Annotated in this window: 23 protein-coding genes; all 23 read right to left on the reverse strand. The window is 39.9% G+C overall.

Going from position 1 to position 17,370, the window contains the following annotated elements:
- Position 1: 1 nt before the first annotated feature.
- Positions 2-286, reverse strand: a complete 285-nt coding sequence (locus JS40_RS11265; protein ID WP_034260619.1) for a helix-turn-helix domain-containing protein — start codon at positions 284-286, stop codon at positions 2-4.
- A gap of 345 nt (positions 287-631) precedes the next feature.
- Positions 632-1,483 carry an RteC domain-containing protein gene (locus JS40_RS11270; protein WP_034260621.1) on the reverse strand — a complete coding sequence of 284 codons (852 nt, stop codon included), beginning with the start codon at positions 1,481-1,483 and terminating at the stop codon, positions 632-634.
- A 103-nt stretch (positions 1,484-1,586) separates the two neighbouring features.
- Complete coding sequence (locus tag JS40_RS11275; protein WP_034260623.1) at positions 1,587-2,408, reverse strand: ZIP family metal transporter; 822 nt, start codon at positions 2,406-2,408, stop codon at positions 1,587-1,589.
- A complete protein-coding gene (locus tag JS40_RS11280; protein WP_034260625.1) occupies positions 2,409-3,065 on the reverse strand; it encodes a metal-dependent transcriptional regulator in 657 nt (218 codons plus the stop codon).
- Between the two features lie 103 nt (positions 3,066-3,168).
- Positions 3,169-3,327, reverse strand: a complete 159-nt coding sequence (locus JS40_RS15520; protein ID WP_173402307.1) for a hypothetical protein — start codon at positions 3,325-3,327, stop codon at positions 3,169-3,171.
- Between the two features lie 24 nt (positions 3,328-3,351).
- Positions 3,352-3,528, reverse strand: coding sequence for a DUF2188 domain-containing protein (locus tag JS40_RS15525; protein WP_173402308.1), 177 nt, complete (start codon positions 3,526-3,528; stop codon positions 3,352-3,354).
- Positions 3,529-3,537: 9 nt separating this feature from the next.
- Complete coding sequence (locus JS40_RS11285) at positions 3,538-4,854, reverse strand: APC family permease (RefSeq protein WP_034260627.1); 1,317 nt, start codon at positions 4,852-4,854, stop codon at positions 3,538-3,540.
- 7 nt (positions 4,855-4,861) lie between these two features.
- The gene (locus JS40_RS11290; RefSeq protein WP_034260629.1) at positions 4,862-5,041 is read right to left on the reverse strand and encodes a hypothetical protein; all 180 of its coding nucleotides are present in this window, start codon (positions 5,039-5,041) and stop codon (positions 4,862-4,864) included.
- 87 nt (positions 5,042-5,128) lie between these two features.
- The gene (locus JS40_RS11295; protein WP_034260631.1) at positions 5,129-5,761 is read right to left on the reverse strand and encodes a cation diffusion facilitator family transporter; all 633 of its coding nucleotides are present in this window, start codon (positions 5,759-5,761) and stop codon (positions 5,129-5,131) included.
- A gap of 86 nt (positions 5,762-5,847) precedes the next feature.
- Complete coding sequence (locus JS40_RS11300; RefSeq protein WP_034260633.1) at positions 5,848-6,648, reverse strand: cation efflux transmembrane domain-containing protein; 801 nt, start codon at positions 6,646-6,648, stop codon at positions 5,848-5,850.
- 43 nt (positions 6,649-6,691) lie between these two features.
- Positions 6,692-6,901 carry a hypothetical protein gene (locus JS40_RS11305; RefSeq protein WP_034260635.1) on the reverse strand — a complete coding sequence of 70 codons (210 nt, stop codon included), beginning with the start codon at positions 6,899-6,901 and terminating at the stop codon, positions 6,692-6,694.
- Positions 6,902-6,919: 18 nt separating this feature from the next.
- Positions 6,920-8,323 (reverse strand): dihydrolipoyl dehydrogenase, encoded by a 1,404-nt coding sequence (lpdA, locus tag JS40_RS11310; protein ID WP_034260637.1) that lies wholly within the window; start codon positions 8,321-8,323, stop codon positions 6,920-6,922.
- 87 nt (positions 8,324-8,410) lie between these two features.
- Complete coding sequence (locus tag JS40_RS11315) at positions 8,411-8,845, reverse strand: Fur family transcriptional regulator (protein ID WP_034260640.1); 435 nt, start codon at positions 8,843-8,845, stop codon at positions 8,411-8,413.
- A 39-nt stretch (positions 8,846-8,884) separates the two neighbouring features.
- Positions 8,885-10,873 (reverse strand): heavy metal translocating P-type ATPase, encoded by a 1,989-nt coding sequence (locus JS40_RS11320; RefSeq protein WP_051957574.1) that lies wholly within the window; start codon positions 10,871-10,873, stop codon positions 8,885-8,887.
- 79 nt (positions 10,874-10,952) lie between these two features.
- Positions 10,953-12,935, reverse strand: a complete 1,983-nt coding sequence (locus JS40_RS11325; RefSeq protein WP_034260642.1) for a heavy metal translocating P-type ATPase — start codon at positions 12,933-12,935, stop codon at positions 10,953-10,955.
- Positions 12,932-13,294, reverse strand: a complete 363-nt coding sequence (locus JS40_RS11330) for a SpoIIAA family protein (RefSeq protein WP_034260644.1) — start codon at positions 13,292-13,294, stop codon at positions 12,932-12,934. The genes JS40_RS11325 and JS40_RS11330 overlap by 4 nt, the downstream gene beginning before the upstream one ends.
- Before the next feature lie 219 nt (positions 13,295-13,513).
- Positions 13,514-13,933, reverse strand: a complete 420-nt coding sequence (locus JS40_RS11335) for an MgtC/SapB family protein (protein ID WP_034260646.1) — start codon at positions 13,931-13,933, stop codon at positions 13,514-13,516.
- A gap of 1 nt (position 13,934) precedes the next feature.
- Positions 13,935-14,825 (reverse strand): bestrophin family protein, encoded by an 891-nt coding sequence (locus tag JS40_RS11340; RefSeq protein WP_034260648.1) that lies wholly within the window; start codon positions 14,823-14,825, stop codon positions 13,935-13,937.
- 58 nt (positions 14,826-14,883) lie between these two features.
- Entirely contained in the window at positions 14,884-15,210 is a 327-nt protein-coding gene (locus tag JS40_RS11345) for a hypothetical protein (protein ID WP_027392783.1), read from the reverse strand.
- A 13-nt stretch (positions 15,211-15,223) separates the two neighbouring features.
- Positions 15,224-15,766: a hypothetical protein gene (locus tag JS40_RS11350; RefSeq protein ID WP_034260652.1), complete on the reverse strand. Its 543-nt coding sequence runs from the start codon at positions 15,764-15,766 to the stop codon at positions 15,224-15,226.
- A 6-nt stretch (positions 15,767-15,772) separates the two neighbouring features.
- Positions 15,773-16,051, reverse strand: a complete 279-nt coding sequence (locus JS40_RS15680; RefSeq protein WP_084677492.1) for a zinc ribbon domain-containing protein — start codon at positions 16,049-16,051, stop codon at positions 15,773-15,775.
- Positions 16,052-16,099: 48 nt separating this feature from the next.
- Positions 16,100-16,462: a SpoIIAA family protein gene (locus tag JS40_RS11355; RefSeq protein WP_034260653.1), complete on the reverse strand. Its 363-nt coding sequence runs from the start codon at positions 16,460-16,462 to the stop codon at positions 16,100-16,102.
- Positions 16,463-16,530: 68 nt separating this feature from the next.
- Positions 16,531-17,304 carry an AlbA family DNA-binding domain-containing protein gene (locus JS40_RS11360; protein WP_034260655.1) on the reverse strand — a complete coding sequence of 258 codons (774 nt, stop codon included), beginning with the start codon at positions 17,302-17,304 and terminating at the stop codon, positions 16,531-16,533.
- Positions 17,305-17,370: the final 66 nt, after the last annotated feature.

The raw sequence follows: 17,370 nt of genomic DNA on the forward strand, positions 1-17,370 counted from the left end.
CCTAAGAGCTAAGACCGTGTTGTACACGATTGGCAGTCATCACATTTTGGATTTCTTCAGCGTCGTAGTAGATGATGCCACCAACCTTGGTATATGGTAGTGTTCCGTTGATACGAAGGTTTTGTAATGTGCCTGGACTTACCTGAAGCACATCCATAACCTCAGAAGATTTTAGATATTTTTTGAGCTTCCCAGTAGCTTGTTTGGATAATAATTTTTTAATGTCATCGAGCAATTCCATTTTGAATTCCCGAAGGTCGTCTGTGGTAATAATACTTGTCGGCATAATAGAACGGTTTTAATAGAAAGGGACTATCTGGGTTCATACTTTTAATTGATAGCCCCTGACCTGATTTAGCTCACGCACTAAAATATTTTAATAAATAAGTGTTCGTGAATCTGTCGATTTGACTTTCATTCTACAAATTTGAATAGATTTATTGAATTTTATTCCCAAGTCGCACCCAAGTTGGGTGATTTTATATGCTCATTTTCAATGGTTTAAATTGGTTTGATTTAGAGGTCGTTCTTTAAATCATCTATGTCAAATGATGATAACTAAAATTAATTTTATTTTTTCCCAAGTCATACCCAAGTTGGGTAAAAATTTAACATTCTCTACGAAAGAAGATTACCCGTCCGTTTCTTCCATTCGCCTTAACAATGTTGCTTTTAGTCTATCTATAAATTTTGTTTGGTCAATTTTCCGTTCTCTTATTTCAAGAAAGGTTCTATATACGTTTCCAAGATTAAGGTCGAAAATCTCTTCACAAGCTGATGCCATTTCTTTAATTCCAGCTGTACCACTTTTAATTGCACCAGATGCTTGTAGGGCATAAATCAATTCAATCAAATCTGTTTTTGAAGCTGTCCAGCCTAATCGTTCACCGTTTGATAAAGTATTTAGTTTGTTTGGTATGCCATAGGATAAGCCTCTCAAATTATGCAATTCTTCAACATAATGACTTATAAGCAGGTCATAGGCCATAATTTTAGCAATTGCATTATCGTGGCTTGTTGAAAATTCCGCATCTGTATAAAAATGAGAGGTATTAGAAACCAAACTTATTTTGTCGTTTCCTCTTAGAAAATAAAATTCATCCAAAAGCTCAGAGTCCTCTCTATAGTATTTTATAAAATCGATATTGCGTCTATTGCTTTCTTGTAAACTATTTATCTCTGAATCAATAAATTCCTGTTGAGATTTTATGGTTCCCGCAGGTCTATTTATTAAGAAGTTATATAGTTTCACATAAAATTTCAATCTACTATAAACATAGGGTTTGTGTTTTTTAAAAAAGATTATTTCGTTTTTTTGATTGATGAATTCATTTTCCCTGACACATACACGTAATTTCTGCAAGTATTTTCTTGAAATCGAAATTCCTTTTTCTACATTGTTAAAATCGCTAAGATTAGATTCTTCAATTGTTTGTATTTCTTCTTTATATTTATTTAAAATCTTATTTACTTTTTTTCTCAATTTTTTAATGGTTTTAATTAATTATCAAACCCATCTCAAAATTATAATTCGGGATTAAAAATCAATAGATTATACAATCATCTCTCTCAATACTTTTACTGTTTCACGCTAGACCAACATCCAATGCCATCATTATAATGAAACCGCCTATAAAACCCATTGTAGCAATATCAGTATAGTTATCCCGTTGTGTTTCTGGAATTACCTCTTCAACTACCACAAAAATCATTGCACCCGCAGCAAAAGAGAGAGCATAAGGCAAAATGGGCTGAAAGGTTGAAACTGCCCAGGCCCCTATAACAGCAGCAAATGGTTCTACAATGGCAGAAGCTTGCCCAAACATAAAGCTTTTTCGTCGGCTTAATCCCTGTCTTCTTAATGGCATAGCAACAGCAAAGCCTTCAGGAAAATTTTGCAGGCCTATACCTAATGCTAAAGCTACTGCACCCCCAATACTTGCACCTTCAAACCCAGCAGAGACCCCGCCAAACAGTACACCAATTGCTAGGCCCTCAGGTATATTATGCATCGTTATTGCTAATGTTAAAAGCGTAGTTCTGCGCCAAGATGTTTGTAAACCTTCTTTTTCACTTTCTTTAAAATTGATGTGCAAATGAGGAAGAATTTTATCTAATCCAAAAATAAAAAGTGAACCTAAAAAGAATCCAATTGCTGAAGGCCATACCTTAACAAACCCTTCTCCGGGACTCATTTCAATTCCTGGTGCCAACAAGCTCCAAAAACTTGCGGCTACCATTACACCTCCAGTAAATCCTAACATTCCATCCAAAATTGCACGATTCATACCTTTAAATAAAAAAACCAGCGAAGCACCAGCCGCGGTTAATCCCCACGTGAATAAGGTTGCATAGAGTGCTGCTACAATGGGGTTGATAGATTCAAAATAATCTATTATATATTCCATTTAATGTTTGATATTAATGTATAGGTTATACGCAATTTGATGTGATATATGAAAACTTTTGCCCGAAATGGAAATGTCCATTGATTTGTCGAATTCTTCTTTGCTCAATACTTTAATTGTACTACCCAAGGCAATTTTATATTTGTCCAAAAACCTGAAAAAAGCTGTTGAAGAATCTCCTAAACCAACACAAACCCCAACATTACCAATAGGTAATTCGCTTAAACGTATTTTTTCTTGTTTTTCATACGAACCATCCTTTTTGGGTATGGTGTCGCCGTGGGGGTCAACTTTTGGAAAACCTAGAAATTCATCAAGCTTATCAATTAATTTTTCGCTATTTATATGTTCTAATTGTTCTGCAATTTCGTGAACCTCGTCCCAATTAAATTTGAGCTTTTCAACCATAAATGTTTCCCACAATCTATGTTTTCTCACAATCTGAAGTGCTCTTTTTTTCCCTTTCGTTGTTAAAAAAGTTCCTTTATATTTTTTGTGATTGACCAAACCTTTCTTTGATAACTTCTTAATCATATCAGTTACAGAGGACGGCCTTGTGTTCATCCGCTTTGCAATTTCATTTGTCGATGCGATTTTAATTCCCTCTTCGCTTAAATGAAAAATAGCTTTTATATGGTTCTCTTCCGAGTTGGTCATTTTAATAGTTATTTTAAGCCATTTATTTTAAATCAATTAACAATTAAACTATGTATAATGCGAAACTTAACCCATTGATATTTAGATATAGATTATGTTTTATTTAATGATGATGGTTGATAAGAACAAGAAAGTAAAAAAGAATGGCAGCGGCAAATACAGCGATTAAAGCAAAAATTCCTATAATTTTCTCTTTTTTACTAATATTGCTTTTAGATTTCTTTTCTTTCTTCTTTCTTCTTTCTCTTCTATTAATGGACATAAGTATTTTAATTTTTTTTGTTATTTATCCTCCTAAATCATAAAACCACTCTTCAGCTCGCACGATTGCTTCCGTTATAGCCTTTTCTTTAGAAAAATGATCCTGTTCAATTAATTTATTCGCAATTTCTATAGCTTTTTCTCTTACAGTTGGATTGAGTTTATCCAAATCTGTTTTAAAGTCTTCAAACATCCAGTCCATAACAATAAATTAATGTTTAAACAATTCCTTTTCCTCTTCCGCATCTATTTCCTTTTTTGGTCTTTTATCTAAAAAATAATCTAGTAAAATACCCACTACAATTGCAACTGCAAATGCAGCATATACTTGCCAATCAAATTGTATGACCAAAGAGAGGCTAATGAGTATAGCAACAATAGGAAGTACGGGTACTTTTCCAATAGATAAGGGAACTTTAAAGGGCCTTTCTTTATTAGGTGCTTTAAAACGCAATACGATGAGGGCAATATTCACGGCGACAAAAACGAGCAACGCGCCTAATGACGACATTCCTGCTACGATTTTAATATCGCCCAACAACATAAATCCTGCAACTGCAATCATTACTACAATGGTAGTAACCCAAGGTACTTGCTGTGCATTGGTTTTGGTCATTACTTTTGGAAGTTCACCTACCTTTGCCATTCCAAACAGCAACCTACTTATGGAAATAATACCACTAAAAGCAGCATTTGCAGTAGCAAAAAGTGCTGCGACCGCTAAGGCAACTGGCAACCAACCGTTGAGATTGGATGCCGCAAGCGAAAGTGGCGAATCTACTTTTGCCAGTTCTGACGGGTCGGCAATGTTTAGAACCGTAAAAGCTATGAGCAGATAGATAATGGTTGTAAACACCATAGTCAAGAGAAAGGCACGAGGAATGGTCTTGCCAGGGTTTTTCACTTCCGAACCCAATGCTGCCATATGTTCAAAACCTGTATAGACAAAAAACAAGGTTGCTGTTGCCGCCAAAGTTCCGGAAAAGGATTCCACCTTGAAAAACTTTGCCTTAGGCGGACCTGTTTCGGCAAGCCCAACCGCAATGAGAATGAACAATCCCAAAAGCTGTATGCTTACCATAATGATATTGGCGGTGGATGATTTCTTGATTCCTGTAATGCTTATTAACGAGAGAACTAGCAGTACGCCATAACTTATCAACAAGGAAGGCACGCTAAAAAAGGTATTAAAATATCCGGAAAAGGCCAACAATACGGCAGCTATCGTTGCCGAACTGTGAAACGCAATCGTCCAGCCTGTGAGAAAGGACGGTATGTCAATTTTTGGAAACGCTTTACGAACAAAAATAAATTCCGCACCTGCATTGGGATAGGTAGAGGATAACTCAGAATAGGACATTGCTGAAACACTGGCAGCAATGGCCGCAAAGATAAAACTCAACCAAAGGTCGGTACCTGCTTGTCCTGCGGCTGCACCAATGACGGTGTATATTCCTGCGCCTACAATAGTGCCAACGCCGTAAAAGGTAAGACGAAACGTACCCAATGATTTTTTTAATTCTGCCATAATTATATTATTTCTTTAAGTTTCTCATTTCCATCTCTGCTTTTACAATGCCGCGTTCAAGGGCTTCCTCCTTGGAACATTGGTTTGTTATATAGTATTCTTCAGCATACTTTACGGCCAATTTGCGGATGTTTTCATCCAGCATATTGAGCCTCATCGAGCAATCTTTAAAAAGTTCCTTTTTCATCTATCAAAAAAGTTTCAACACGTAAAAAACCATTACCAGCAAACTGGTGCGATACACGTAGAGTTCTTCTTTTCATTTTGGTCTTTCTTACTCGGCGTTATAGTTTATATCTTTAGCTTTATTGTGTGCTTCCCAACCTTCTTTTGCCGCATAGGGCACAATTAATAACGCTGCAACAGGGTCTGCCCACCACCAGCCCAGCCAATTGACCAATAGCAATCCAGCAAGTACCACTACTGTTTGATATAGGCAAATAAAAGTGTCTTTGGCATCGGCCAGCAATGCTGGACTGTCAAGTTTATTCCCATATTTCCTTTTGTAATAGATTAAAATAGGATTAACTACCAATGAAACAAGCAAAATAATTAAACCCAAAGTACTCCAATTTGATGTTTCTTGATTGATGAGCTTTGTGATTGAATCGTAGGAAATGAAAAGGCATACCAAAGTAAAGGATGCCGCAATAACATATAATGTGATTTTCTTTCGCCGCTTTACCTTTTCCTCATCCATACCTTTGAGTTCACCGTGAAGGCGCCAGCCTAATGTTGCTGCGCTAATTACTTCTATGGTGCTGTCCAATGCCCAGCCAATAAGTGCAGAACTGTTTGCTGTGATTCCCGCAATTAGCGAAATGAACACTTCAGTAACGTCATAAATGACGTTCCATATTTGAAGTGTCCTTGCTTCTTTAAGATTCTTTTTTCTCGATTTTTCCATTAATAATTTTAGTGTTTAGCTTGGGTTTTTAATTCCGACCTGTTGAATGTTCATCAGTTTATGTATTGCAAATGTTTTCATTTAAATTATTTGGACAATTTTAAAATTCTAATGGCACCACGCATCACAAAGGCAAATACAATACCGCCTATGACCAAATCGGGCCATTTACTGTCTAAAAAATAAACCAGCACCCCTGCCAGTATTACCCCGCCGTTCACAATAATGTCGTTTGAGGTAAAGATGGCACTTGCCTGCATATGCGCCTCCTTACTCTTGGCTTTGTTTATGAGCCATAGGGAAACGAGGTTGCCGATAAGGGCAAAAATGGAAACGATAATCATCCATTGGAACAAAGGGGTTTCGCTACTGCTCAAAAACCTTCTCAGGACTTCCGAAAATCCCAGCAGGGCCAACGCCATCTGAAAATAGCCACTGAACTTCGCCACTTTCTTTTTTCGTGCAATGGCACCACCTACGGCAAAAAGGCTCAATGCGTACACAATGGAATCGGCTAGCATATCTAGTGAATCCGCAATAAGGCCCATCGAGGAAGAAATCCAACCCGTGGTCATTTCGATAACGAAAAACCCAAAATTGATGTACAAGACCCACCAGAGTATCTTCTTTTGTTTGGTCTCGTCTTCGGCAATAGGTGTTTCCGCCTTTTCTGTTCCCAAAAGTTTTTCCCCCAGCTTTAATGCACCCAATTCCACGTTTATTTCTTGGGCATTCCCCTGATGATACACATCTAATTTCCTATTCGGAATGTCAAAGTCCAGATATTTGATTTGAGGGTTTGACTCCAGTTTCATCCGTATCATCTGTTCTTCGGAAGGGCAATCCATTTGACTTACCTTAAAAGTGCTTTTGTTTATAGTGGACATTTAAATAATCTGTATTAAATTCTACGTTTGGTCTTTTAAATCTTTACTTATTATGGGATTCCATATATCTTTCCAAAATTGATTTTAAGCTCTCCAAATAATCAGCGAACGATTTATAAGTCAGTTTTGCTTCATCATCTACGGGAATCGTTATGGGGTTCTCGTCCAAATACCGATAGAGTTCGGGATATTCGTGTTCAATCCTTACTGTCAATTCGTTGATTTCCTGGGTTAGCTTTTGAATTTTCCTCATCTTCGTTTTTTTATAATTTTATATATGCAACGCCCTGTCTTCGGTAGCGGCCAGGCAGGCTTCCTTAAAGGTTTCTGAAAATGTGGGGTGTCCGTGGGACATTCTGGCAATATCTTCTGCCGCTGCCCTGAATTCCATCGCTACGACAGCTTCCGTATAACTATCGGCTATGCGAGGACCTATCATATGCACGCCCAAAATCTCATCGGTTTCCTTGTCTGCAATCACTTTTATAAAGCCATCGGTGTCCATACTTATCTTGGCCCGTGCATTGGCCTTAAAGGGAAACGTGCCCGTTTTTATAGCCCTTCCTGCTTCTTTAAGTTCCTCTTCGGTAAGTCCCACGCCGGCTACTTCGGGCTGTGTATAGACAATGTTTGGTATGAGGGAATAATTGATGTGCGGCTTTTGTCCCGCAATGCGTTCGGCCACAAAAACACCTTCTTCACTGGCCTTATGGGCGAGCATCGCACCTCGGACTACATCTCCAATGGCATAGACCCCTTTTACATTGGTTTCTAGGTTATCATCAACTTTTAATTGTCCTTTTTCGTTGGTTTCCACTCCCACGTTTTCAAGGCCAAGACCTGATGTAAAAGGTTTTCTCCCAATGGCCATCAGGCAATAGTCTCCTTCCAACTGCATTTCCTTGTCGTCTTTCCTGTTCTGTGCCGTAAGGCTTACTTTATCATCTGCTGCCACAGTTTTTGTGACCTTGTGTTCCAGATAGAACTCGACATCCTGTTTTCTTAGGGACCTGTACAATTGATGCCCTACAGATTTGTCCATTGTATAAATAAGCCCATCAAAATACTCTACGATGGAAACCTTTGAACCTAACCTGGCGAAAACCGAACCTATTTCGACCCCAATAACACCACCTCCAACGACCATCAAGTGTTTGGGGATTTCTTTAAGAACAAGAGCTTCCGTAGAGGAAATAATCCTTTTTTTATCTATTTCTATGTTTGGCAAGGATGCAGGTTTTGACCCTGTAGCGATGACCATTTTATCGGTTTCTATGGTTTGTGTTTTGTCTTCGCCCTTAATTTCAATGGTGTTTTTGTCCTTGATGCTTCCGTGGCCTTCATAAACGGTGACCTTGTTCTTTTTCATCAGGTAGGCTACCCCGTTGATGATTTCCCCCACGACGTTTTGAACCCTTTGGTTCATTTTTATAATATCCACATTCGCCTCCTTGACATTAATGCCAAAATCCTCGAATTGGTGTTTGAGCTTGTGGTAATGTTCCGATGCTTCCAGCCAGGCTTTTGAAGGGATACAGCCCACGTTAAGGCAAGTGCCGCCAAGGGTACTGTACTTTTCGATTATGGCCACTTTAAAGCCCAGTTGTGCAGCACGTATGGCACACACGTAGCCACCCGGACCGGAACCAATAATTGTTATATCATATTTTTCCATTATTGTATTTTTTTGGTTAAATAAGGTGGAAGAACCTTGAACTTGACTCTTGGGCGCAAGGGTTCAAAGTTCTGGGACTCCCACCTGTTATTTTTCCTTACATTTTACACATATCCCTTTTAATACCAGGTTGACATCGTTTATTTTATAATCATCTGGCAAACTTTCTTCCGGTATTTTATTTGGCAAACAGATTGTTTTCTTACATTCGGTACAATGAAAGTGCAGATGTAAATCTGAACCATACTTACCTTTAACGTTTTCATTAGAAATCGCAAATTTTGCCACTCCGGTTCCATCATTTATCTGATGAATAAGTCCTTTATCCTCGAAAATCTTAAGGTTGCGATAAAAGGTCGTTCTGTTTGCGGTCTTATTGGTTTCGCTCTTTTCAGCAAAGACCTTTTTCAAATCGGAAAAGGACACGGCACTTTGCTTCCTTCTCAGATACCTGTATATCTTGGACCTCATTTGAGTAGGGCGAATACCGTGATTTGACAATATTTTTTCCGTTTTGTTCATTTTTTAATCTTGATTCAAAAGCAATCTCCTTTATTGAATTTACTTTTTGTAGGCGAGCAAACGCAATGCATTGACCACCACTACCAACGTAGAGCCTTCGTGAACCGCAACGGCTATGCCGATACTTGCCCAACTCATTATGGTCGCAGGGATTAGAAAGGCAACAACCCCCAAACTTACCCATAAGTTTTGCCTGATAATCGCTTTTGCTTTTCTGCTCAAACCAATGGCAAAAGGCAAGGTTTCCAGTTTATCGGCCATCAGCGCTATATCTGCGGTCTCCAAGGCCACGTCGCTTCCTGCTGCACCCATTGCAATACCAACGGTACTGTTTGCCATTGCAGGGGCATCATTGACCCCATCTCCCACCATTGCCAGTTTATTTTCCTGTTCCGCAAGTTTTTTGATGGCCTCCACTTTTTCTTCGGGAAGCAGGCTTCCGCGTGCTTCGGTCAAACCGATTTCCTCGGCTACAGCGTCGGCCACTTTCTGGTTGTCGCCCGTAAGCATTATCATTTTCTTGATGCCTATTTCCTTAAGTTGGGCCAGGGTTTCCTTAGCTTTTTCCCGTGGGGTGTCCATCAGCCCGAGCATCCCTATAAATTCATCGCCCCTTTTTATTAGCATCGTGGTCTTTCCTTCCCCTTCAAGTGCTCTTACCTTTTCTGATACGTCGTTGGGAACACCTTTATCGATATCCTCGAAAAGCTCCAGGTTGCCTATGTAAATGGAATTCCCTTGATAGTTTGCCTTTATTCCCTTGCCCTGTACGGCTTCTAAATCATCGGCATCTGGAATCTTGGTGTCCTCCCCAAGCCGTTCCATTCCGTCACGTACAACAGCCTTTGCCAGGGGATGGTCGCTCAGTTCCTCAACAGCAATCGCGATTTCCAACAGTTCCTTTTTATCTATGTTGCCAAAACTTTCGACGTCGGTAAGCTTTGGTTTTCCTTCGGTAAGTGTTCCCGTTTTGTCAAAAGCGAGAGCGGTAAGTACCCCTAAGTCTTCCAAGGGGCGACCGCCTTTTATCAAAACGCCGCCACGCGCAGCCCTTGCAACGCCACTCAATACCGCAGAAGGTGTAGAGATGGCGAGCGCGCACGGACTTGCAGCCACAAGTACAGCCAAGGAACGATAGAGACTTTCGCTCCACGTTTCATCGATGACCAGAAAAGCAAAATTCAATAGTATGACCAATAAGATTACCGATGGCACGTAGTACCGCTCAAACTTGTCGGTCAATAATTGTGTGGGCGATTTTTGGTCCTGAGCCTCTTGAACCATAGTGACCAAGCGGTTGAGGGTAGAATCTTTTGCCTCTTTAATCACCTTTATTTCAAGGGTATTGTTGCCATTGATGGTTCCTGAAAAAACACGGTTCTCGTCCGGGATATCGCTTTTTGAGTTGTACTCCTTATCCGGATTTTCTATTGGTGTTTTGTCCACCGGAACGCTTTCCCCGGTAATGGGTGACTGGTCTATACTACTATTGCCCTTTACAATAACACCATCGGCAGATATTTTACTGTTGGGGCGTACCACGATAGTATCACCTATCTGTAACTCTTCTATACCGACTTCAACAGTATCGCCATCCTTCTTTAATAGTGCGGTTTTAGGCGCAAGGTCTGTTAACGCTGCAATGGATTTCTTGGCCTTGCCCATTGCGTAGTTTTCCAGTGCGTGACCCAGACTGAAAAGGAAGAGCAACAAGGCACCTTCTGCCCATTCGCCCAAATAGGCGGCTCCTGCAGCTGCGACCAGCATCAGGAAATCGATTTCAAATTCGCCTTTGGACACTTTGGTAATGGCCTCCTTTAGGGTAAAATAACCTCCAAAAAAATAGGCTGCAATATAGAGCCCAAAAGGGATGTTAGCTGAAACCCCTGTATATTTTTCCAACAGGAAACCTGTAATTAGTGTGACCCCACTTAAAATTGCAAAATAGAGCTCCGTGTTTTTGCCGAAGATGCCGCCGTGGTCGTGATTGTGGCCATCGTCTTTGCTGTGTTTTTCCTTGTCTTTCATATTATTAATGGTTTTGTTATCGTTAATTAAGATTTAATCCAGTTTTGGGCTTGTAATTTGTTAAAGGTTAACATTTTTGCTATTTCCAATTCATTTTTTGCAAACGTATTGCATTGAGAATGGCAACGAACGAAACACCTACATCGGCAAACACAGCCTCCCACATCGTAGCCAAACCGATAGCACCCAAAATGAGAAAAATCCCTTTTACACCAAAAGCAAGACCAATATTTTGCCATACGATACGGCGTGTTGAGCGTCCAATTTGGATTCCTCGGGCCATCCTGCTCGGCTGGTCGGTCTGGATGATAACGTCTGCGGTCTCTATGGCCACATCGCTGCCCAAACCACCCATTGCAATACCCACATCACTGGCTGCGAGCACGGGTGCATCGTTGATGCCGTCGCCCATAAATGCTACCGTGGATTCAGGTTGTTCCTTGAGCTTTTCGACCTCGTTGAGCTTATCTTCGGGTAGCAAGCCGCCTTTGGCCCAATCAATATTCAGTTCCTTGGCAACTTGTTGGGTTATGGAATCCTTGTCTCCTGAGAGCATTATGATTTTAGCTATTCCGGCCTCCCGAATCTGTTGAATGGTGTGATGTGCGTCTTCCTTAAGTTCATCGGCAATGGTCACATAGCCTGCGAATTTTCCATCGATGGCGACCATCACTATAGATTCGACTATCACATCGGTTTCAGGGGGAACATCAATACTATTGGAAGTCATCAATGCTTTGTTGCCGACCAAGACCTGCTTATGGTTGACTGTGCCCTTTAATCCCTTACCGGCAACTTCAGAAACTTCGGATGCCTTAAAATCAGTACCGTCCGCTTTGTATTCCAGAATTGCCTTTGCAATGGGGTGGGTAGATTGTTCTTCCATCGCCATCAGGTATTTCATCATTTCGGCTTCGCTCAATACAGGAAATTCTGCTTCCCCTTTGACTGCGTTCAGGGCAGGCGCGAAGTTATTCTTGGTCACCACTTCCTTAATCTTAAAGACCCCTTTGGTAACGGTTCCGGTTTTGTCCATCACCACAGTATTCACTTTGGTCATTGCATCGAGAAAGGATGCACCTTTGAACAGGATTCCGTTGCGCGATGCCGCACCCAGACCGCCGAAATAGCCCAGTGGAATGGAAATGACCAAGGCACAAGGGCAGGAAATCACCAAGAAAATTAAAGCTCGGTATAGCCAATCCCTAAACACATATTCATCGACAAAAAAGTATGGTAACAAAGTGAGTCCGATAGCAAGGAAAACCACGATGGGCGTATAAATCCGTGCAAACTTCCTAATAAATAATTCGGTCTTCGATTTCCGGGCCGTGGCATTCTGTACCATCTCCAGAATACGGGCGATGGAACTGTCCTTGAATTTCTTGGTGGTTTCTACTTCGATGACACCGTCGAGATTGATGCTTCCCGCAAAGACTTTTTCGTTCTGTGTTATGGTGTCGGGTTTGCTTTCGCCAGTAATGGCAGCTGTATTGAGCGATGCTTTGTTTGATAACAGTTTGCCATCCAACGGGATTTTTTCGCCCACCCGTACCTGTATCTTCTCGCCAATATTGACCGTTTCGGGATTGACGGAAACGAAGTCCCCATTACGATAGACCAATGCCTCGTCCGGTCGTGCATCCAGAAGCGCCCTGATGTTTCCTTTGGCACGGTTTACGGCAGCATTTTGGAACAGTTCGCCCACGGCATAGAACAACATCACGGCAACACCCTCTGGATATTCGCCTATGGCAAATGCTCCCAAGGTTGCGATGGACATCAGGAAAAATTCTGTAAAGAAATCGCCATTTTTAATACTTTCCCATCCCTCCTTGATGACTGGAAAGCCAACAGGGATGTAGGCCACCGTGTACCACACAATCCTGACCCATCCCTTAAAGAAAGGAAAGGCATCGAAATAGTCAATGGCAATACCAACTATGAGCATCACAAAGCTGAAAATTGCCGGTAAATAGGTTTTGAGCTTTTTTTCGCTTGCTGAAATTACAGTGGACTGTTTCCCTTTTAGCTCCCGTAGCTGTAGTTTTTTCTTTTTCATCCTTTTGTTGAGACCCAGGTCATTGCCTGCTCTTTATTTTTAATATCAAAAAATTTAACTTCAGACTTTATGAAAAAATCAGTGGCCTTCGCGGCCCATTCCTGCCATTTTTTATTGCCCACAAAGGCCATCTTGCCATAATCTCCCAAGTGTGCCGAATCAATCTTTAGGTCTTCCCAAAAGCCTTTAAGGGTATAGCCTTCAAAATCTTCCATTTCAAAATAGAAATCCACTTTATGACCTTTTTCTATGATGTTGTGGATGAGCGGATGCATCTTTTCCATATCCTTTTCCGTAAGTTTTCCGCTGATTTTAGCGGCAATAAGATGTTCCTGTTCTAAGTTTATTATCTGTGTCATATCTATATGTTTTTATGTTGATCCATTTAAAATATTGGTGCATTGTATGTGCAAATGATACGCTCTACACGTCACACTAATTTTCTGATTTCAATTATACTATTATTTATCTGCATTAATAATACCTACTTGTTACACCTTGTTTCTAACTTTACCGTACATAATATTTAAAATAGAATGAACGGATGTACTTGTATTTTTTTTCAAATTTGCCCATTGTTATTTCCTATTTTTTAAATAGGGCAATTTACGTGCAACAAGTAGCAAAATAATAAGTAACGTACTTGTGATACTTAATAGATACATTCCAAATCCTAAAGAAATACCCACACCTGCTGTTGCCCAAACGGTAGCTGCCGTAGTCAATCCTACTATTGAACCTTTTGAATTATCCTTGAAAATAATTCCAGCTCCCAAAAAACCAATACCAGAGACAATATTGGCAACAATCCTGGTCTGGTCTGCCACTTCAATATGCGTATTAATAATTGTTAAAAGTGCAGCTCCAAGACAAACAGCTGCATAAGTTCTTATACCAGCGTCGTGGCCGTCAGTTTCCCTATCAATACCTATCAAGACACCCAAAAAAACTGCCAGTCCTAAGCGAGGCAATAACATAAGTTCTGTTTCTAAATCCATATTATAAAATGTAAAACGTTTCAGGTTTCTTTTTCTCGGGGATGTCATCATCACCTGTCATCTGCTTTAGATTAATTTCTATAGTTTGAGCCAAATCGGTCATTGGTGTGTCCATTGGGTTGTTTTCAAAAGGATCCTGCATTAAAATTGATGTTTTCTCAATGGCTATAAAGATGATAGGGATAGCGACGGTAAGCCCAATTTCCACAGAGAGGTAATTATCAGACAGGCCGAATGGAAGCATTGTGGCAAATACATAAATGATGAGGTGAATCAACAGGCTATGTGCCTTGGGGAATACCGTGTTTTTAATCCTTTCGCATTTGCCCATTGAATCGCAAAGACGCGCAATAGTACTGTCAATTTGTACCTGTTGGAATTTATTGATGACCTTATCGTTGCGGGCTTCTGATAAGGCTTCAGAATGTTTTAATAGAATAGCATTAGGAACATTTTGGTCATTAATGTCCTGAATTTTTAAATAGCCAGCTACCTTAGGGGAAAAGTCCACTTTCCTTAAGGACTCACCCAGTGCATAGCACCACACAATTTGTCGTAAAACTATTTCTTTAATCCTAAATTCATACTGACTATCCTGCCGGTCATAAAAGGTTATGCCCTGTCGTACCAAAGTACGAGAGTCGTTGACAATGGCGCCCCAAATAATACGGGCTTCCCACCAGCGTTCGTAGGCTTGATTGGTTCTGAAACCTAACAGTAGTGCCACAGCAGTCCCGAAAACCCCTGTAACGGCTATAGGTATCGAAATTTTACTTAGAAAACCGAATTGGTCTAAAATACCCATAGTTATGGCATAAAACACAATAAATATAATGTCATATTTAATGTATTTAAGAAAGGACCAGATGGATATCCGTTTGTTTAAGAGCATTTTGTTTGTTTATTTTTATGTTTTAAAATTGTTTGCTTGTAATTTCCGTTTATACTTTTCATTCTTGTTTATGCTGGTGCTCAAACTTCTTTCCTATTTTTTGTATAATTGGATAGATGAAAATAGCAATGGCAGAAAGGAAGACGATTCCAGAATACATTGCATAAATCCCAGAAAAAAGTTTGCCGGCATTGGTATTTGCTTCGTCTAATGGTCCCATTCCCGTAAGAATCATTGCGGCATTTAAAAAACTATCTATCCAACTTAAACCCAACAAAAAATGATACCCCATCATTCCTATACCCAAAGAGGCTGTAACGATTACCATCATTATTACCGTACTATTGAATATTTTATGATATAGCCTATCGTTCCAAGTTCCCATTTTTTTTGTTAAATTATCGTTTGTCCAATTTTAAAACCATTTGTGCAAACTGCACTTCTATGGTATCATCTATACCTTTTATGATGGAATCTAAGCCTGTATCAGCCACCAAAACCTGTCCTCTGGCACTTATCAAACACGACATACTTACGCCTTGTTCAATATGTGTAATGGTTGCTTTAAATTGTGATTTAAAGGCTTTTCCTTGATAAGTAACATCTATCAGCCAATTAAAGTCGATAGGGTCGTGCCGTTTGGACAAAAAATCAGCAGAAGGCACCGTACCGGTAAACCGAAGCATTAAGGGGTCTTCCTCCCCTGCCAGCATAGCTTTGATTTCCGGGTTGTTGGTCGATAGCGTTTTAAGGTCGAGTACTCCATTCACGATTTTGGTATCATAATCAAGATATAAGGCCAATTTATGGCTTTCTGCCTTAAAGGGGACACTATCAAGCATTGCCATCATCTCAACGTGGCCTTCTTCGGTCCTGTAAATTTTTTGGGCGTTCGCTTTCAGGAAACCAAAAAATAGAATTATCAATATATAGTACTTCATCGGTTGTTATTTATTGATGCGTTCAGTACCGCAATTAGGACAAAATTTTGCTTCGACTGGCACACTCTCGTTACAATTACTACAGTTGGACTTGTCTAAAGGTGAACCGCACTTTTTACAAAAGGCTGCGCTCTCGTCATTTTTTTCACCACAGGCCGTGCAACGTATCATTACTTTTGAACCTGAATTATCTTCCCTGTAATCATAACCGCGCTTATTATGATGTCCGCGGGAATGATGGCCTCCGTTTTGAAAGCCTCGAAATAAATGTTTTAAAAATCCCATATTAATATATCTTTTAGTTTATTCTTTGATTAACCAGCCAATGCCTTGTCATTGCTCACTTTCAATCCATATTTTGGCTTCCTGTTTTTGGTCTGGACCAAAATATTTGATTTCGGCATTGCAAAACGGTTTCATAAATTGGGTGGCCCACTTTCGCCACTTTTTTTCGCCGACCAATGCTATTTTTTCATACTCCTTTTCGTGTTCAACATCTTTAGTGAAATCTTTCCATAGCCCTTCTATGTGCCAGCCTTGAAAATCGTTCATCTCAAAATACCACCGAACCTTTAAGCCCTTATCGAGAATACTATGGATAAGCGGATGTATTTTTTCAAAGTCGTACTGGTTGAGTTTACCGCTAGCCTTTGTGGTAACCACATTTTCGCTCTTTATGTCTGTAATCTGTAACATCTTTTAAAATTAATATTATTATTAGTGCATTGTATGTGCAAATATCCATTGGCCTACACTTACTTTTCTTAATTATAAAGTGCCTTCTCTTTTCCTAAGTGCAAGATGGCTTCGGGCAAATCGAGTTCGCGTGTTCCGTTGCCCGTTCTAATATAAAACCGTGACCTCCCGTCCTGACTTAGATAGACCGGTGTTTTGGCCGGGGCTATTTCTATGTAGCAAACGTCATTTTCTCCATATCTGTAGAAAGATACATTTACAGCCGTACATAAATGGGTGCCCAATTCTAGGGCTATCAACTGCATCAAGTATTGCTCAAAACCATCTTTATCAGGTTTTTTCAAAGTTTCAAAATCCTGGTTTAGACCGAGGATGTTGCCGTTATCGTCTACTCCTATAAGCAATTTACCACCGTTGGTGTTCATAAAGCCCGCAATGGTCTTGGCAATAACAAACTCCAACTGTTTATTCACTTTGGATTGACGTAAATCCCACCTCAAGGTAGCCTTGAACTCTACAAACTGATTTTCGCCATTTTTAATAAGCTCTATAATTGTATTGCCGTCAATCCTTTTCTTTGTTAAAATGAAAATTTTATTTCTTAGAAAAACCATAAGGGTAAGGCTACTGCCCATAATCCCGAACAAAACATTTTTAAATATTTGGTCTATATCACCAAAACGTATCGTGTTTTTAATGGTTGCTAAAAAAAGTGCGTACCAGTTACCAGTATCTCCTGTTTCATCATATAAGTAAAGTGATAGTCCCAAGGGCTGAATGATGAACAGTCCAAAGAGAAAGCCAATTATTATTATGAACGCTATTTTTTTCCTGTAAACCATTTTTTTTAAACCTTGACTATCTAAATCTTGGGATTCTTACATTTTTCTTCGGAATTCCTAATTACA

The organism is Altibacter lentus, assembly GCF_000746845.1.
Classification (GTDB): Bacteria; Bacteroidota; Bacteroidia; order Flavobacteriales; family Flavobacteriaceae; genus Altibacter; species Altibacter lentus.

Bases quoted from the DNA above. Each gene is read 5' to 3' on its own strand.
- JS40_RS11265 (WP_034260619.1), bottom strand. From the start codon at position 286: ATGCCGACAAGTATTATTACCACAGACGACCTTCGGGAATTCAAAATG.
- JS40_RS11275 (WP_034260623.1), bottom strand. From the start codon at position 2,408: ATGGAATATATAATAGATTATTTTGAATCTATCAACCCCATTGTAGCA.
- JS40_RS11280 (WP_034260625.1), bottom strand. From the start codon at position 3,065: ATGACCAACTCGGAAGAGAACCATATAAAAGCTATTTTTCATTTAAGC.
- JS40_RS15520 (WP_173402307.1), bottom strand. From the start codon at position 3,327: ATGTCCATTAATAGAAGAGAAAGAAGAAAGAAGAAAGAAAAGAAATCT.
- JS40_RS15525 (WP_173402308.1), bottom strand. From the start codon at position 3,528: ATGGACTGGATGTTTGAAGACTTTAAAACAGATTTGGATAAACTCAAT.
- JS40_RS11285 (WP_034260627.1), bottom strand. From the start codon at position 4,854: ATGGCAGAATTAAAAAAATCATTGGGTACGTTTCGTCTTACCTTTTAC.
- JS40_RS11290 (WP_034260629.1), bottom strand. From the start codon at position 5,041: ATGAAAAAGGAACTTTTTAAAGATTGCTCGATGAGGCTCAATATGCTG.
- JS40_RS11295 (WP_034260631.1), bottom strand. From the start codon at position 5,761: ATGGAAAAATCGAGAAAAAAGAATCTTAAAGAAGCAAGGACACTTCAA.
- JS40_RS11300 (WP_034260633.1), bottom strand. From the start codon at position 6,648: ATGTCCACTATAAACAAAAGCACTTTTAAGGTAAGTCAAATGGATTGC.
- JS40_RS11305 (WP_034260635.1), bottom strand. From the start codon at position 6,901: ATGAGGAAAATTCAAAAGCTAACCCAGGAAATCAACGAATTGACAGTA.
- lpdA (WP_034260637.1), bottom strand. From the start codon at position 8,323: ATGGAAAAATATGATATAACAATTATTGGTTCCGGTCCGGGTGGCTAC.
- JS40_RS11315 (WP_034260640.1), bottom strand. From the start codon at position 8,845: ATGAACAAAACGGAAAAAATATTGTCAAATCACGGTATTCGCCCTACT.
- JS40_RS11320 (WP_051957574.1), bottom strand. From the start codon at position 10,873: ATGAAAGACAAGGAAAAACACAGCAAAGACGATGGCCACAATCACGAC.
- JS40_RS11325 (WP_034260642.1), bottom strand. From the start codon at position 12,935: ATGAAAAAGAAAAAACTACAGCTACGGGAGCTAAAAGGGAAACAGTCC.
- JS40_RS11330 (WP_034260644.1), bottom strand. From the start codon at position 13,294: ATGACACAGATAATAAACTTAGAACAGGAACATCTTATTGCCGCTAAA.
- JS40_RS11335 (WP_034260646.1), bottom strand. From the start codon at position 13,933: ATGGATTTAGAAACAGAACTTATGTTATTGCCTCGCTTAGGACTGGCA.
- JS40_RS11340 (WP_034260648.1), bottom strand. From the start codon at position 14,825: ATGCTCTTAAACAAACGGATATCCATCTGGTCCTTTCTTAAATACATT.
- JS40_RS11345 (WP_027392783.1), bottom strand. From the start codon at position 15,210: ATGGGAACTTGGAACGATAGGCTATATCATAAAATATTCAATAGTACG.
- JS40_RS11350 (WP_034260652.1), bottom strand. From the start codon at position 15,766: ATGAAGTACTATATATTGATAATTCTATTTTTTGGTTTCCTGAAAGCG.
- JS40_RS15680 (WP_084677492.1), bottom strand. From the start codon at position 16,051: ATGGGATTTTTAAAACATTTATTTCGAGGCTTTCAAAACGGAGGCCAT.
- JS40_RS11355 (WP_034260653.1), bottom strand. From the start codon at position 16,462: ATGTTACAGATTACAGACATAAAGAGCGAAAATGTGGTTACCACAAAG.
- JS40_RS11360 (WP_034260655.1), bottom strand. From the start codon at position 17,304: ATGGTTTACAGGAAAAAAATAGCGTTCATAATAATAATTGGCTTTCTC.